This is a genomic window from Cytobacillus sp. BC1816 (assembly GCF_051353635.1).
Lineage (GTDB): Bacteria > Bacillota > Bacilli > Bacillales > Cytobacillaceae > Cytobacillus > Cytobacillus oceanisediminis_C.
In genome coordinates this window covers 2,589,115-2,605,340 of sequence record NZ_CP195611.1, presented here as the reverse complement: position 1 = coordinate 2,605,340, position 16,226 = coordinate 2,589,115, and the positions used below count along the sequence as shown (strand labels likewise).

The 16,226-nt window shown below is 42.7% G+C and carries 16 protein-coding genes; 12 read left to right on the top strand and 4 right to left on the bottom strand.

Annotated elements, in window-relative coordinates:
• The 8 genes from cysC (at nucleotide 1) to ACR42H_RS13355 (ending at nucleotide 7,795) form a co-directional block, all read left to right on the top strand.
• Nucleotides 1–600: an adenylyl-sulfate kinase gene (gene cysC, locus ACR42H_RS13390; RefSeq protein ID WP_113881053.1), complete on the top strand. Its 600-nt coding sequence runs from the start codon at nucleotides 1–3 to the stop codon at nucleotides 598–600.
• Nucleotides 601–762: 162 nt separating this feature from the next.
• Nucleotides 763–1,539, top strand: a complete 777-nt coding sequence (cobA, locus tag ACR42H_RS13385) for a uroporphyrinogen-III C-methyltransferase (protein WP_436376704.1) — start codon at nucleotides 763–765, stop codon at nucleotides 1,537–1,539.
• A 29-nt stretch (nucleotides 1,540–1,568) separates the two neighbouring features.
• A complete protein-coding gene (locus tag ACR42H_RS13380) occupies nucleotides 1,569–2,342 on the top strand; it encodes a sirohydrochlorin chelatase (RefSeq protein WP_436376919.1) in 774 nt (257 codons plus the stop codon).
• A complete protein-coding gene (locus tag ACR42H_RS13375; RefSeq protein WP_113881050.1) occupies nucleotides 2,323–2,931 on the top strand; it encodes a precorrin-2 dehydrogenase/sirohydrochlorin ferrochelatase family protein in 609 nt (202 codons plus the stop codon). Before ACR42H_RS13380 ends, ACR42H_RS13375 begins: the two co-directional genes overlap by 20 nt.
• Before the next feature lie 108 nt (nucleotides 2,932–3,039).
• Nucleotides 3,040–4,140, top strand: coding sequence for a CdaR family transcriptional regulator (locus ACR42H_RS13370; RefSeq protein WP_436376702.1), 1,101 nt, complete (start codon nucleotides 3,040–3,042; stop codon nucleotides 4,138–4,140).
• A gap of 121 nt (nucleotides 4,141–4,261) precedes the next feature.
• Nucleotides 4,262–5,530: a GntP family permease gene (locus ACR42H_RS13365; RefSeq protein ID WP_436376700.1), complete on the top strand. Its 1,269-nt coding sequence runs from the start codon at nucleotides 4,262–4,264 to the stop codon at nucleotides 5,528–5,530.
• Nucleotides 5,531–5,551: 21 nt separating this feature from the next.
• A complete protein-coding gene (locus ACR42H_RS13360) occupies nucleotides 5,552–6,691 on the top strand; it encodes a glycerate kinase (RefSeq protein WP_436376698.1) in 1,140 nt (379 codons plus the stop codon).
• Between the two features lie 126 nt (nucleotides 6,692–6,817).
• Nucleotides 6,818–7,795, top strand: a complete 978-nt coding sequence (locus ACR42H_RS13355) for a quinone oxidoreductase family protein (RefSeq protein WP_436376696.1) — start codon at nucleotides 6,818–6,820, stop codon at nucleotides 7,793–7,795.
• A gap of 53 nt (nucleotides 7,796–7,848) precedes the next feature.
• Here ACR42H_RS13355 and ACR42H_RS13350 read toward each other — a convergent pair whose 3' ends face one another.
• Nucleotides 7,849–8,871 (bottom strand): DUF1646 family protein, encoded by a 1,023-nt coding sequence (locus ACR42H_RS13350; RefSeq protein ID WP_436376694.1) that lies wholly within the window; start codon nucleotides 8,869–8,871, stop codon nucleotides 7,849–7,851.
• A 119-nt stretch (nucleotides 8,872–8,990) separates the two neighbouring features.
• Nucleotides 8,991–9,155 carry a hypothetical protein gene (locus ACR42H_RS13345; RefSeq protein ID WP_166672423.1) on the bottom strand — a complete coding sequence of 55 codons (165 nt, stop codon included), beginning with the start codon at nucleotides 9,153–9,155 and terminating at the stop codon, nucleotides 8,991–8,993.
• Between the two features lie 247 nt (nucleotides 9,156–9,402).
• Here ACR42H_RS13345 and ACR42H_RS13340 point away from each other — a divergent pair, with 247 nt between their 5' ends.
• The 3 genes from ACR42H_RS13340 (at nucleotide 9,403) to ACR42H_RS13330 (ending at nucleotide 13,050) form a co-directional block, all read left to right on the top strand.
• Entirely contained in the window at nucleotides 9,403–10,563 is a 1,161-nt protein-coding gene (locus tag ACR42H_RS13340) for an MFS transporter (protein ID WP_436376692.1), read from the top strand.
• Between the two features lie 217 nt (nucleotides 10,564–10,780).
• Entirely contained in the window at nucleotides 10,781–12,034 is a 1,254-nt protein-coding gene (locus tag ACR42H_RS13335) for a methyl-accepting chemotaxis protein (protein ID WP_113881043.1), read from the top strand.
• A 62-nt stretch (nucleotides 12,035–12,096) separates the two neighbouring features.
• Nucleotides 12,097–13,050: a nuclease-related domain-containing protein gene (locus ACR42H_RS13330; protein ID WP_436376690.1), complete on the top strand. Its 954-nt coding sequence runs from the start codon at nucleotides 12,097–12,099 to the stop codon at nucleotides 13,048–13,050.
• 199 nt (nucleotides 13,051–13,249) lie between these two features.
• On the opposite strand, the gene ACR42H_RS13325 is transcribed toward ACR42H_RS13330, so the two are convergent.
• Both ACR42H_RS13325 and ACR42H_RS13320 read right to left on the bottom strand, forming a co-directional pair.
• Nucleotides 13,250–14,134, bottom strand: coding sequence for a hydroxymethylglutaryl-CoA lyase (locus ACR42H_RS13325; RefSeq protein WP_113881040.1), 885 nt, complete (start codon nucleotides 14,132–14,134; stop codon nucleotides 13,250–13,252).
• Nucleotides 14,131–14,802 (bottom strand): GntR family transcriptional regulator, encoded by a 672-nt coding sequence (locus ACR42H_RS13320; RefSeq protein ID WP_436376688.1) that lies wholly within the window; start codon nucleotides 14,800–14,802, stop codon nucleotides 14,131–14,133. The genes ACR42H_RS13325 and ACR42H_RS13320 overlap by 4 nt, the downstream gene beginning before the upstream one ends.
• Nucleotides 14,803–15,021: 219 nt before the next feature.
• On the opposite strand from ACR42H_RS13320, the gene ACR42H_RS13315 reads away from it, so the two are divergent.
• On the top strand, nucleotides 15,022–16,224 hold the full coding sequence (locus tag ACR42H_RS13315) for a CaiB/BaiF CoA transferase family protein (RefSeq protein WP_436376686.1): 1,203 nt from the start codon (nucleotides 15,022–15,024) through the stop codon (nucleotides 16,222–16,224).
• The last annotated feature ends 2 nt before the right edge of the window (nucleotides 16,225–16,226 follow it).

Genomic DNA, 16,226 nt, shown 5'->3' with positions numbered 1-16,226 from the left:
ATGACAAAGGCAACAAATATCACCTGGCATGACGCTGCAATTACAAAGGAAGACAGACGGGCACAGAACGGCCATGGAAGTGTGGTCCTTTGGTTTACCGGCCTATCAGGCTCAGGCAAATCAACCATTGCAAATGCTGTATCCCACGAACTGTTTCGCCAGGGCATCAATGAATATGTACTGGACGGCGACAATGTCAGACACGGATTAAATAAAGATCTTGGCTTTTCAGAAGCAGACAGAAATGAAAATATCAGGCGCATTGGGGAAGTTGCAAAGCTGTTTGTGGACAGCGGGAAGATTGTCACAACTGCCTTTATCTCTCCATTCCGGTCGGACAGAGAAACGGTTAGGGCGCTGTTTGAAGAAGGAGAATTTATTGAAGTCTTCATCGACTGTCCGCTCGAAGAATGTGAACGGCGGGATCCAAAGAAATTATATGCCAAAGCCCGGCGCGGGGAAATTAAAGATTTTACAGGAATCGATTCCCCGTATGAAGCACCAGAAAACCCAGAAATCACGGTTCGATCTGACCAGTATACAGTAGATGAAGCAGTCGGGCAGATATTAACACATTTGCGTGAAAAGAATATCCTATAAAAAACCGGGAGTCTCTTTTTAATAGGAGACTCCTTTTCTGAAAAAATAATTCCTACTATTTCACCCTGAAAAATGGTATTATAGAAAACAATTAGATTATTAGCTTAGGAAAAGCGTTAAAATGCATATATTAAAAGGCATTACAGAAAGGCGGTCATGAGAATGACGGGAAAAGTTTTTTTAGTAGGTGCCGGCCCGGGAGATCCGGAACTTATGACTGTTAAAGGAATGCGCTGCCTGCAGGAGGCAGATGTCGTTCTATATGATCGTCTCGTGAACCGGGAACTGTTAAATCATGCAAAAAAAGAAGCACAGCTGGTGTATTGCGGCAAGCTTCCCAATCATCACGTCATGAAGCAGGAAACCATTAATCATTTGCTTGTGAAATATGCAAAAAAAGGTTTGCAGGTTTGCCGGCTAAAAGGCGGCGATCCATTTGTTTTCGGCAGGGGCGGGGAAGAGGCAGAGGAGTGTGCCAATAATGATGTGCCATTTGAAATAGTGCCTGGAGTCACTGCAGGAATCGCGGCATCTGCTTATGCTGGGATCCCTGTAACACACCGTACCTTAAGCAAAAGCTTTGCTTTTGTCACCGGACATCAAGCCGGAAACCAAGAAGCCGAACACCAGTGGGCCCACCTTGCACATGCAGTTGACACGATTTGTGTGTATATGGGTGTTTCCCACTTGCCTAATATTGTGAAAAATCTCATTCATAATGGAAAATCCACTCAAACACCAATCGCTCTCATACACTGGGGAACTCTTTCAGAACAGCGGACAGTTACGGGCACGCTTGCTAATATTGAGAACAAAGTGAAAGAAGCTAAAATTTCGAATCCAAGCATGATTGTCATTGGGGAAGTTGTAAAAATGCATCACAAAATTAACTGGTTCGAAGAGGAAATTGCGCCTCATCTGCCTGTGGTGCATGGTTAGATTACAATTAAGCAGAATGAAGGAAGTCCATCAAGGAAAGGAGCCGCCAAATGAAAGCTGTCCTATACATCTGCCATGGCACACGTTCTAAAAAAGGCGCTGCCGAAGCAACTCTTTTTATACGGAGTGTCATGAAAAAGGTAGACGCTCCTATACAAAAGCTTTGTTTCCTTGAATTAACAGAGCCAGACATTGAGACTGGATTTGAATACTGTGTTCATGAGGGAGCAGCAGAAATTGTGATTGTTCCTCTATTTTTGCTGGCAGCGGGTCATATAAAGGAGGATATCCCTGAAGCGGTTGCCCCTTTAATAAAAAAGTATCCTGCCATACCTGTAAGGATGGCGGATCCGTTTGGAGTCCAGGACAGCATTCTTGACGCAATTGCAGAGCTTGCGGCAAATGAAGCACAGCCAATCTCTTCAACTGATTCGCTTTTAATTGTGGGAAGAGGAAGCAGTGACCCTTCAATTCTTAAATCCTTTGACTCAATCAAAGGGGGAATCAGCCGGCGGCTTGGTATAAGGAATGTGCAAGTCTGCTATTTGGCAGCTGCTGCGCCGTCCTTCAGGGCTGGACTTGATTCCATTTGCAATGAGGCCAGCGGGAGGGTCATCGTAATTCCTTATCTATTATTCTCGGGGCTTTTACTAAGTGAGGTAGTAAGAGAGGTCAATAAGAAAATAAAAGCAGGATTCTCTGTGAACCTAACTGATACATTAGGAAAACATGTGGCCATCCAGAATCTAGTCGCTGAAAAAGCGAATGGAGAGGTGAATGTGAATGCAGCCGTTATTCATTAATTTAACTAACAAGAAGATCGTTATTGCAGGCGGCGGCAGAATTGCCTTTCGAAAAGCAAAAACCCTTGATGGAGAACAGGCCCATATCACTTTGATTGCTCCTGATTTTACTGACGATATCATTCGTCTTGCCCATCAAAGAGGATATGAGCTCATTCAGCGGGAAGCACAGCCTGAGGATTTTAAAGATGCTTTTTTATCGATTCTGGCCACAAATATTCGTGAAACCAACCAGCAGCTGGCGAAGTCGCTTGATTTATATCAGCTTGTCTGTGTTGTCGATGAAGCAGGAGAAGGAAATGCAATCTTTCCGGCAGCTGTAAGGCGCGGACCGCTGCAAATCGCTGTCACCTCGAATGGCGCAAGCCCCAAGCTGACGCGAATGCTAAAAAAACAGCTGGATGAACAGTTTGATGAAAGCTGGACGGGATATTCAGAATTTCTGGCAAAATGCCGTGAATATATTAAAAAACTTTCTATCCATTCAGCTGAGAAAAATGAGCTACTAGCCGAATTGCTGGATGACCGCTATCGCCTGTCTGAGGATGAGCGGGAAAGTAAATGGGCATATTTGTCCTCGTTAAAATAATCAACTCCTTCAGCCGTGTCCTGGCACACGGTTTTTTATTTTGTTTATTTATTGTGCAAATCTACTATGGTACATTGATAGTAACGAAGCAGGAAGGCGGCGGGGAATGTGCATTTTTTATCTTATGAACTCGCTCAGGGAATAGTGGAGCGGACAATGAAAATCCTGAACAAAAACATAAATGTTATGAACGAAGAAGGCGTTATTATCGGTTCAGGTGAAAAGGAAAGGATCAATCAGGTTCATGATGGAGCTCTGCTGGTCCTTAAAAAAGGTGAAAGTGTGGAGATTGATGAAAGAAGTGCCGCAGAGCTTAAAGGGGCCAAGCCTGGAATCAATCTGCCCATCCGTTTTCATAATCAAATTATTGGTGTAGTAGGTATAACGGGGGAACCCGGGCAAATCAGGAATTTCGCAGAGCTTGTTAAAATGGCAGCAGAACTGGTTTTGGAGCAATCGTTTCTTTTGGAGAGAGTACAATGGAAGCAGCGGCTCCAAAGTGAGATAGTGAATCTCTTAATTTCTGAAGAACCAATAAATGAAGCATGGTTAGAAGAGAGGGCCGGCTTCCTGGGGTATGACATGAAAATCCCGAGAACTGTGATTGTGGTCAAGCTGCACGAAGACCTCGGAACCAAGAATCAAAAACTTATCAATGACATCCACTTTGAATTGGGAAAACAGGATTTAACAGGGGTTACGTTCAATAATGAAATTGTCATATTAAAAGCAGGAGAGCCCACAGAACAAATCGCTGCATTAAAAAGGATTGCCGGCCTTTCAAAGAGGCAAGCGGCAGTTGCTATTGGAAAGAGATCGGAGAACATAAGCGGCTTGAACTCCTCCTATCGGCATGCGCAGCAGCTGACTGTCCTTGGCCCAAAGATTCATCGTGACGCAGATTATTACAGTTATGAAACGTACTGGCTGGAAATTATGCTATCCATGCTCGCCCAAAAGGAAGAACTTACATTTTCTTTCTATGACCGGCTCCTTGTTCAGGATAAAAAAGGGGAACTGGCACATACGCTTGATGTTTTCATAAATGAAGGGGGAGATCTTGGCAAAATAGCGGATCACCTATTTATCCACCGCAATACCCTTAGATACCGACTGGATAAGATAACAGAACTTACTGGAAAAGATCCCCGTAATGTGAAGATGCTATTCGAACTTTACGTGGCAAAATTAGTAAACGACTTACAGTAATTGTGCAATTGCACAATTAACAGAGAGATCTATTCGTTTTTTTCATCATCATTCACGATGTAATATGAAAGGCAAACGCTTACAATAGATTCATAATTAAATCATCTTGGGAGGGCTAAATGTGGATGTAACTGTAAGCGCTTTAGGAGCAATAACAGCCTTAGTCATTGCCATATTATTAATCTTGAAAAAAGTTCCGCCGGCTTATGGAATGGTAGCAGGTGCCTTAATAGGCGGCTTAGTCGGAGGAGCAGATATTGCAAGCACTGTTAATTTAATGATGGAGGGAGCCAAAGGCATCATACCGGCGGTGCTTAGAATTCTGGCTGCCGGCATATTGGCAGGTGTCCTGATTGAATCTGGCGCAGCTTCCTCGATTGCTGAAACAATAGTAAAAAAACTGGGAGAAACCCGGGCGCTTCTAGCATTAGCTGTGGCAACAATGATCCTGACAACGGTCGGTGTATTTGTTGATGTGGCAGTCATTACCGTATCACCTATTGCCTTAGCTATCGCGAAACGGGCAAAACTTTCCAAAACTGCTATTTTGCTGGCGATGATTGGCGGAGGGAAAGCAGGGAATATCATGTCACCTAATCCAAATGCCATTGCAGCATCTGACGCATTCGGTGTTCCGCTTACTTCAGTTATGGCTGCTGGAGTCATCCCGGCCTTATTCGGACTTGCTGTTACGTATTTCATAGCAAAGAAACTTGTAAATAAGGGTTCAGCTATCTCAGATGGCGAACTGGAAGTGAACAGCCATACAAAGCTTCCATTATTTATAACTGCTATGATTGCGCCGCTGTTTACCATTATTTTATTGGCGCTTCGCCCATTATTTGATATTAATATTGATCCGATGGTGGCACTTCCAGCCGGGGGAATTATCGGGGCCGTCGCGATGAAGAAGACAAGGAAAATCAATGAGTATGCTATTTCCGGCTTAAATAAAATGTCAGGCGTTGCCATTATGCTTCTTGGAACAGGAACCCTGGCTGGAATCATAGCAAACTCAAGCTTAAAAGATGTGATCATTAATGGATTAACCTCATCAGGTCTTCCAGCCTATCTGCTTGCCCCTGTCTCTGGTATTTTTATGTCAGCTGCTACAGCATCCACAACTGCAGGCACAGCAGTGGCAAGCGGTGTGTTTGGCAGTACAATTTTAGGATTGGGAGTATCAGCGCTTGCAGGCGCTGCCATGATCCATGCCGGAGCAACCGTACTGGATCATTTGCCGCACGGAAGCTTTTTCCACGCAACGGCAGGAAGTGTCAATATGGATATTAAAGAACGCTTGAAGCTGATGCCATATGAATCGCTTATCGGTTTAACTCTTGCAGTCATTTCTACACTTATATTTGGAGTCTTTAAGCTTTTTGGCTAATAGAAAGGGAGAGGATCAAATATGAAAATTGTGATTGCCCCGGATTCATTTAAGGAAAGTTTATCAGCACTTGAGGCTGCGAATGCCATTGAAAGAGGTTTTAAATGTATTTTCCCCGAAGCAGATTATAAAAAAATGCCGATGGCTGACGGCGGAGAGGGAACAGTTCAATCGCTTGTGGATGCAACGGAAGGCTCGATCATAGGGCGAACTGTTACAGGACCGCTCGGGGAACCAGTTATGGCATTCTTTGGATTAATGGGGGATGGAAAGACAGCAGTCATTGAAATGGCAGCTGCTTCAGGCTTGCATTTGGTTCCTTCAGAAAAACGAAACCCCTTAATCACTTCAACCAGGGGAACAGGAGAGTTAATCGCAGCCGCATTGGACATAGGAGTCCAGCACATTATTATTGGAATTGGCGGAAGTGCTACAAATGATGCAGGAGCAGGGATGATTCAAGCCTTAGGCGGTAAACTTCTTGACAAAACCGGCAGTGAAATCGGACAAGGCGGAGGGTCGCTTGCGCAGCTGGCAGCAATAGACATGTCAGGTCTTGATTCAAGACTTGGAAATGTTCACATTGAAGTCGCCTGTGACGTTGATAACCCATTGACCGGTCCAAAAGGAGCCTCCGCGATCTTTGGCCCTCAAAAAGGAGCGACACCAGAAATGGTACAGCTGCTGGATCAGAATTTAGGGCATTTCGCAGATGTGGTCGAAAACGCCCTCGGCATACCGTTCCGCCATATTGAGGGGGCAGGCGCTGCCGGAGGAATAGGCGGAAGTCTCCTTGCCCTTTTAAATGCCGACTTAAAAAAAGGGATTGAAATCGTCCTTCATGCCGTAGACTTTGAAAATGAGGTAAAGGATGCGGACCTTGTCATTACTGGAGAAGGAAAAATTGACAGCCAAACCATATATGGAAAAACGCCAATTGGTGTGGCTAGAGCAGCTAAGAAACATGGGATACCGGTAATCGGTCTTGCAGGTTCTTTATCAGACGACAGCGATATTGTGCATGAACACGGTATTGATGCTCTATTCAGCATTGTCCCAGGTGTTGTAACTCTACCGGAAGCTTTGGGGAAGGCAGCAATATATATGGAAAGAACAGCGAGGAACATTGCTGCCAGTATGAAAATGAGTGGGTCAATATAATGAGAGGCTGCATTATGCGGCTTCTTTTTTATAGCTTTAATTCGAGTTGTCATCCATAGCAAAAAGAGGCTTATCCGCCCCAAATATCGAATATGGTAAAGGATTACTTAAATGGAGGCCAATCAAATGAAAGCAATTGCAGTAACACAATACGGTAACCCGGACGTATTGACTTACACAGAAATGGAAATTCCAAAAATAAAGCAGGATCAAGTATTAATTAAAGTGGAAAAAGCAAGCGTCAATTTTGCGGATGTGAAAGCGAGAATTGGACAGGGAGGAACTGGCCTATTTCCGTTTATTCCCGGTCTTGATGCAGCAGGAGTAGTAGTGGAAATTGGGAGTGAAATTACAAATTTTAATATTGGTGATCGCGTTGCAGCGTTCCCTTCTGAAGGATCTTATGGTGAGTACGCTGCAGCCGATGAAAACCTGACATTTGCAGTGCCGGGGGAAGTTGAGTTGGATATAGCTGCAGCATCCCTGACTGTTTCTTTTTTATCTTATAAATTGCTTGCAGATATTGGAGGAATCCAAAATGGGGAAACCGTTCTGGTTCATTCAGCAGCTGGCGGGGTAGGCACTACTGCAGTCCAAATGGCAAAGATATTAGGAGCAGGTCTTGTTATTGGAACTGTTGGCAGTGAAATGAAAGTCCCTGCTGCTTTGGAAGCAGGTTCTGATCATGTCATTGTATACGAGCAGAATGATTTTATAGAAAAGGTAGCTGAAATAACCGGCGGAAAAGGTGCGGATATTATCCTGGATTCCCTTGCCGGAAGCATAACGCAGAAAAGTTTCCGTTGTCTGGCTGACTATGGCCGGCTAATCCAATTCGGCAATTCGAGCGGTGAACCCGGAATCATTAAATCGAATGACCTGCATAAGAGCTGCCGTTCGGCTTTAGGCTACAGTCTCAGCACAACAAGAAAGAAGCGTCCGGAATCACTCAGGGAAACAGCACAAAAAGTCATGCAGTTCTTAAAAGAAAAGAAACTGAACATTAGAATAGGGCACAGGTTTCCTTTGGTAGAAGCAGCAGAAGCTCATAAGCTGATCGAAAGCAGGATGAGTACCGGGAAAATATTATTGGATATACGTTAATAATATTATGTTAATAAAATTGAAAGGAAATTGAAAAGGGCCTCAAACCCCTTTCAATTTCCCGTTACCAAAATCAGCACAAAATATCCAATCATCGTGATTAACCCAAAAGGAACACCGAATACTGCCCACTCTTTACTCGTAATCTGCAGTTTACCCGCAGCAATAATATTGGGAATATTCCCTGGAATAAGCATACCTCCGCTAATCAGCAGTCCAAGGAGGATGGATTGAACCGTAAAATGGTCCATTGATGGGCTTATTTCTGCAGCTGCAAGTGTTGCATTGTCCAGTACAGCAGAAATCATATTAATCCAATATAATAAAAGTGGATTTAACCCTATTAAAAAGTGGTTGATTAACGGTTCAAAACCGGCCCCAAGCATCGTCAGGCCCATGACAAAGAAATATATTTTCAAAGCCCTGACAAAAATTTCTTCATAGTTTTCACTGTCAGGTTTTTTAGTAAAGGATGCTTTCCCGGAAACAGGAGGCTTAACAGCAAGTGCGGCCATTATTCCGAAAAATAGCAGGGCAATGGTGATTTGCGGTCCAACCAGTTCCATCAAAAAGAAGAAGTCTTCTTTCATTTTACTGATTGCAATGGTGGAAAGCGGCTCGCCAATCGGCGTCAATGCTGCACCCAGTCCAATCGAAAAACAGGCTAGTACTGTCAGCCTGATTTCAGAGCTTCTGTCCAGCCGAAGGGCACTGACGACCAATACAAGAACTAACGCAGCGATAATAGCTGTAATCACACTTGAAATTAACCCAAGAAAAATGACAATCAAAGCTGCAAATAAACGAAAAGGCATAATCCGGCTTACGGATAGGATGCTTCTTTCCAAATTTGCCTGAAACCATTTAAACAGCAGTCCAGCAAAAAAGACAGCAAGAGTAATTTTTACAGGTTCCTGTGCTGCTTTTACAAAAAGTCCGCCATTCAGAACTCCGCTTGCCAGTGCAGCTGAAAGCCCCATTACAAATAAAAACATCTCCAGATTTTTTTCTACGAACTCGGAAAGAAAAGGCATGACAAGAACAATAATGAAAATAACCACTAACAAATAAATCATAAATCCTGCTCCATTTGGTTATTTTCCAAGTTAAACACAAGGAATACTACATGCTTATGCTGTGAATCGGACAAACTTGCCATAAAAAATCCCTGCAGGAGACCCGCAGGGATTGTCATTTAATTATAGTCATTTAATACTGTTCCAGAAAGATCAAATTCAGGTTCATTGCTTTTTATGGCATTTGTGTCAGCAGGAGTTGTACCGGCAGGCTGTATTTCGTCAACAGCAGGTGATGTTAGAGGGGATAAACTGCACTCTTTCTTTGCTTGATTGTCCAACAAATGAATCAACTCCTTTATAGTATTTGTTATTTACATTCCTATTTAATTGTTATATTCAAACATGTAATTTATGGAAGTTGTTTTAGTAAGGTATTTTTATGTTATCCCTAAAAAGAAAATATATTTACAAAGCAGCATTTATTATTTTTCGATTATTCTATCCTTTGAGCTTAATCTATTTGGTATGTTAAGATGTTATTTTATAAAAATTTTAAAGAACAGCTTGATACTAGAGAGGAAGTTCAGCTTGGATAAACGCATCTATTTATTAGCAATCATATCGTTTGTTGTTGGAATGGTGGAATTGATTATAGGCGGGCTGCTGGATCTTGTAGCTTCAGATCTTGGTGTCAGTTTGGGGCAGGCAGGTCTGTTAATTACAGTTTTCTCGCTCGCCTTTGCTATTGCCGCGCCCGTCCTGCTTACGCTTACGGTTAAAATGGAACGCAGCCGTTTAATGATGATATCATTGGCTGTATTTTTGGCCGGTAATATTGTTGCCGTATTTAGCCCGCTTTACAGTGTATTATTAGTTGGCAGAGTTTTAGCGGCAGCAAGCGGCTCGCTGCTTATCGCATTATGTATGACAATGGCATCCTACATCGTCACGGAAGAATATCGTGCACGTGCCATCGGCATCGTCTTTATGGGGATCAGTGCCTCCCTTGTGCTGGGTGTGCCCATTGGATTAATGCTTGGAAATGTTTTTGGCTGGCGCGCTCCGTTTGTACTCATATCTGTACTGACAGTCATATCAATAGCAGGCGTTTATTTCTTTATGGGAAAAGTTTCTCCAAAGCCCGCTGTTCCTATAGGCATCCAGCTAAAAACCCTGAAAAGCCGCAAAATTGCTCTAACACAGATAACATCGTTCCTGTTAATGACTGGCCATTTAACTTTTTACGGTTATCTTACTCCATTCCTCAAGATTAAAATGGGGCTTGACGGCAGCTGGGTCAGCATTGTTTACCTGATTTTCGGAATTGCAGCTGTCATCGGAGGAGGAATCGGCGGTCTCCTGGCTGACCGTTTTGGTGCAAAATCTGTCATTTTGACTCTTCTTGCCATGTTTGGGATTACCCTTGTCTCATTGCCGTTCGCCGCTTTTTCTCTGCCCGTTTTCCTGATCACCGTAGTCATTTGGAGTATGCTCAGCTGGGCGGTCACACCAGCCATACACAGCTATTTAATTGAAGTGACACCGGAAACTTCTGATATCCAGCAAACATTGAACAATTCAGCAGTTCACATGGGAATGGCATTTGGCAGCATGATCGGCGGCATCATGATCGAGACCACCTCAGTAGAATATAATGCACCAGCAGGGAGTGTTTTTATTATTATTGCTTTTGGCACTGCAGTTTTGTCCATGGCTAAAAAAGAGAGAAGGACTGCTGCAGCTGAATAGATTTTTAATGCCAGCTTCTTGGAAGGCTGGCATTTCTATTTGCCGAAAGATGACAAACTATTTAAATTATTTTAAAAATAATCCTACGAAATATATTGATATATTTTCCTTTAATCCACTATAATCAAATTGTCAGGTGGTAAAAGAAGATATTTGAGGAGGAATTTGTAAATTGATTTTTTATAATAATAAATGATAGAAAAAGGGGTTCCGTCTCATGAGTCAACTTAGCTATATGCTCCGTACTTTAATTGTCATTATCCCTACTGTATTGATCATAAGCGTTGCAGTTTGCGTTGGTAACGGATTGAAAGGAAGTGCGTTTTGGATCACCATTGCTTTTATTGTGATTCTCGGTTCGCTTGCCGGAATATTATCAGCATTTATGAACTACCGAAAGTTTATTGCACCCATCGGCAAAATTAATGCCTTTATCGATGAACTCGCAGATGGAAATATGTCCACAAGACTTGACGAAAAATCAGTAGGACAGCTGGGTTCAATTGCTTCAGCTCTGAATCATACTGCATCTGCCTGGCAGGAAGTTCTGAATAAAGTGGTTTTGGCTTCGAACGAAGTCACACAATATGCACAGCAGCTGTCATCAGGTGCCCAGCAGACAAATATGGCAACAAGCCACATTGCTGACGTCATTGAAGAAGTAGCAGCAGGTGCCGATAATCAGGTCAAGGGAGTCGGAACTGCCTCCAATGTCATTATGCAGATGTCCGAAAGCCTGACACAGGCTGCGGCAAACTCAGAACAGGTTACAGAGCAAATCAACGATTCACTGGAAAAAGCAAATCATGGTTCTGCATCCATTTCAACAGCAGGATGCCAAATGAACTCTATTCATGTGAATGTGCAGGATTTATCCAAAGTGGTAAAAGGTCTTGGCCAGCGTTCGCAGGAGATCGGAAAGATTATCGAAGTAATTACAGGCATTGCCGCTCAAACAAATCTTCTGGCATTAAATGCTGCCATTGAAGCGGCCCGAGCAGGAGAGCAGGGAAAAGGCTTTGCCGTTGTAGCAAACGAGGTTAGAAACCTCGCTGAAAAATCTGCAGAATCCACCCTGCAAATCAGCCAGCTGATATCAAAAATCCAGGAAGAAACCACTCAGGTTGTCCAGACAATGGATACGGTTAATCATGAAGTAACCGAAGGAATGGAAGTTATGAAGGATGCAGGCGAATCTTTCAAACAAATCCAGCAGTCTGTCAGCACAGTGACGAATCAAATGGAGGAAGTCGCTTCAGCCATTCAGCAAATGTCTGTCGGTTCGCAGCAAATGGTTCAATCCATGGACGAGATATCCCATGTGGCAAATGAATCTGCCATGGGTACACAAAGTGTACTGGCTTCAACGGAAGAACAGGCTGCATCAATGGAGGAAATATCACTCTCTGCTGACCAGCTTACGAGCATGGCAGAGGATTTGAAAGGGTTAATCAGCAGATTTAAACTGTAGTAAAAAGAGTTCAGGTGAAAACCTGAACTCTTTTTAAAATAAAAGGAGAGAAGTGATTTAGTTTGATAAAAAAAGAACGAAAGGTATCCGATTTCATAACAAAGCTGGAAGCCTTAATAAGGCGCATGCCTGAAATGGAGCCGGGGAGGGACAGGGCAGTATCTGAATTGAACAAACGCAGAGCCGGATATTTAGGGGAACAAAAGCTGGATTATTATTTGAGTTTTTTGGACGAAAAGGAGTGTTGTATTTACCATTGCCTCCGGCTTTCAAATGGAAGTCAATTTTTCCAGATAGATACCTTGCTCCTAACGAAATCATTCGCCATGATCCTTGAGGTGAAAAACTGGAACGGAACCATCATCTTTGAACCCGAATTCCACCAGGTTATACGAATCCATAACGATAAGGAGGAAGCTTTCCACGACCCGATTTCCCAGGCTGAACACCAAAGCCGGCAATTAAAAAAGTGGCTGGCTGCAAATGGTTTCCCGGATATCCCCATAGAATTTGCCGTCATTATCAGCAGTCATTCCACCATCATCAAATCTCCATCTAAACAAACCTCAAAAAAAGTTATGCATGCCCACCGATTATTAAGTAACCTTAATTCCATTAAAAAATATAATTCTATTAAAAGATTAAATGAAAAACAAATAAAAAAAATAAGTCATACACTTTTGAAAAAACATGTCGAGCATGAAATTGATGTAATGAAATATTTAAAAATTAATCCAGATACATTACTTACTGGTGTACATTGTCCCAAATGTGGTTCACTGCCAATGATTTACCATTGGGGACAGTGGAGATGTCCAGTATGTAAAACCACTTCTGATACGGCACATCATCAAGCCGTAGTGGATTATTTTTATCTGATTAAACCGTCTATTACAAATGCTGAATTTCGCAGGTTTACCCATTTAGCATCTGTTTTTTCTGCCTCAAGATTACTTGGCCAGATGAATCTTCAGCAAGGTGGTGAAAAGAAGAATAGGTATTATATAAAACCTTGATACTAATTGTGAACTTTGAAAATAAAAACATTAAACTTGCAAATAAATATAAAAATTTGCAAATAAAAACACCAAACTAGCAAACAAATCTAAAATTCAGCAAACAAATCAGTAAAACCAGCAAATAAATTTTTACGACGACCATTTACGGCCGCTACAGCACAAAAAAAGCCACCTCCCTAGATGGCTTTTCCCGCAATTAAGCTATTCCAGCCTTCATCAACATTCCATCCAGCGGCCGTTCCATCACTGTTTCCATCCACTTTGCTGTTTCCAGTACAGCAGGAAGGTCTGTCCCCGTATTCACACCCATGCCGTGGAACATATTGATCATATCTTCTGTACAAACATTTCCGACTGCTTTCGGAGCAAATGGACAACCGCCAAGTCCGGCGATGGAGGAATCAAAACGGCGGACACCCGCCTGATATCCCGCCAAAACATTTGCCAGTCCCAAACCGCGTGTGTTATGGAAATGGAGGCCAAGCGAAAGTTCCTTTCCAAAGGCATCAAAAAATGACTCTACTATTTTTTGGACCTGAGTGGGATTGGCCATACCCGTTGTATCAGCCAGGGTGATTTCCGAACAGCCGGCTTCCATAAATCGCTCTGCCACTTTAAGCACGTTTTCGAAAGGAACATTACCTTCAAAAGGGCAGCCGAATGCAGTTCCTAGTACCCCAGCCACACCTTTTCCTGATGCAGCTCCTTCTTTAATCACTAAAGTGAGCTCACCAACAGCCTGCTCAACAGTCCTTTTTACATTCCGTAAATTGAATGAATCACTTGTTGTTGTAACTACATGAAGAAAATCCACATCGGTCTTGAGTGCGCGATCAAGACCAGAGCGGCTTAAAACCAGTCCGCCGAACCGGACGCCATTTCTTTTAGGAAGCGATTTCAAAACTTGCTCTGCATCAGCCATGGGAGGAACAACCTTTGGATTGACAAAAGATACAGCTTCTATATTGCGGATGCCGGAGTCAATTAATCTAGTAATCAATTCAACTTTTGTTTCGGTTTGAACAATTTTAGACTCATTTTGCAAACCATCACGCGGACCAACTTCACAAATTTCAATCATTTTACTTCCTCCTTCAGCAGATGAATATTTTTAATTTGCTCCAGGTGTTTCAAAACATGATCACGGCCTTGATAAATATGCTCATGCATAGCAATGCGGGCTCGTTCTGGCTCACGATTTTTAATAGCTTCCAAAATGGTTTTATGTACCTCAAGGGATTGTTTAAGCTGAAAGCTGTTATACCAATAGAAGGACCTGAACACGATTGGAACTACGACAACCTTTGATATGTGGAAATGAATATGCTCATTTTTTGAAGCATTCACTATCGTTTCATGAAACTTCTGGTTTACCTGAACAATATCTTTCAGGCTTTCCATATCAGATTCCACATACCTGCTAATGGCTTCTTCATATAAAATATTGGCTTTTTCCATTTCCAGCAGGTCATTTTCTGACCTGTGGATCGCCGCCTGACTGGCAGCGTACCCTTCCAGAAGAGTTCGCAGGTCATAGATTTGCCTTATATCATCTTTTGTAAAATGCCTTACGCTGACACCGCGCTTTAATGGAATAACGAGGCCTTCTGCTTCAAGCTGTTTAATTGCCTCTCTAATAGGAGTGCGGCTAAGATTCATCTCTTTAGCTAATGATTCCTCAGCAAGCCGCATGCCAGGGACAAATTTCCCTTCAATAATCGCATCTCTAATAAATTCGTATGCATCCATAACAACACCTCAACTGTATTGTATACAAACAGTAATAATATTACAACAAATATTCTGAATATTTATAACATGACATGATCGCATAAGGGTTTCTTATGAAATTTCAGAAAAATTATGAAATTTACATTGACTTATTGTATACAAACAATTAAATTTGTATACAAGATTAAGAAAATTAAAATTTAACAACGCATTCAAGAAATTACAGGAGGGAAATCCATGTCAGAAAAACAGCTTCCACTGGAAGATATCAGAGTCATCGAGCTTGGCACGCTTCTAGCGGGCCCATTCTCCGGACGGCTTTTAGGCGACTTTGGTGCGGAAATCATTAAGGTCGAGCCTCCGGGTAAATCCGACCCCATGAGAAATTGGGGGAAATCAAAAGATGGGATAGGGCTTTGGTGGCCTATTCAATCGCGGAATAAAAAATCGATTTCATTAAACCTTAGGGAGGAGGAAGGACAGCAGGTTTTAAGGGAGCTTATTAAAGAAGCAGATGTTGTCATTGAGAATTTCCGCCCAGGTACAATGGAAAAATGGAATTTGTCCTATGAAGCACTTTCCGAAATCAACCCTAAATTAATCATGGTGCGGACTTCGGGCTATGGCCAGACTGGACCTTATAAGCATCGTGCAGGATTCGGAAGCGTTGGTGAAGCAATGGGCGGGCTTAGAAATGTAACCGGTTTCCCCGACAGACCGCCATCAAGAATTGGTGTATCAATGGGTGATACTTTAGCTGCACTTTTTGCTACAATTGGCTGCCTGGTTGCATTACACGAGAGGGAGCGTTCCGGAAAGGGACAGGTTGTCGATACGGCTCTCTATGAATCTGTTTTCTCCGTGATGGAAAGCATTATTCCGGATTATCTCTTAGCCGGATACATAAGGGAAAGGATGGGCAATATCCTGCCAGGTGTAGCACCATCCAACATTTACTTCACACAGGACAAAACTTACATCGTTATAGGAGCCAATGCAGATGGAGTATTCCGCAGGTTATGCGAGGCCATGGAACAGCCGGAATTGGCAGATGACTCAAGGTTCGCGACTCACCATGCAAGAGGAGAAAACATGAAGCTTCTTGACTCCATGATTGAAGAATGGACAAAGACTCTCCCCGCTAAAGAAGCGCTTAAAATTCTGGAAGATAAGGGGGTTCCATCAGGGCTCATTTATACGGCTAAAGATATTCTGGAAGATCCTCATTATAAGGAACGTGACATGATTATTAAAGTAGATCATCCGCAGCTGGGAGAATTCCCGATGCCTGGCATTGTGCCAAAATTAAGCAGGACACCAGGGGAAGTGAAGCATGCCGGCCCGGAAGAAATGGGCAAGCATAATCATGAAGTATACACAGGCCTTCTTGGGTTCAATGAAGAGAGATTAGAAGAATTGAAGAAAAATAATATCATTTAGGA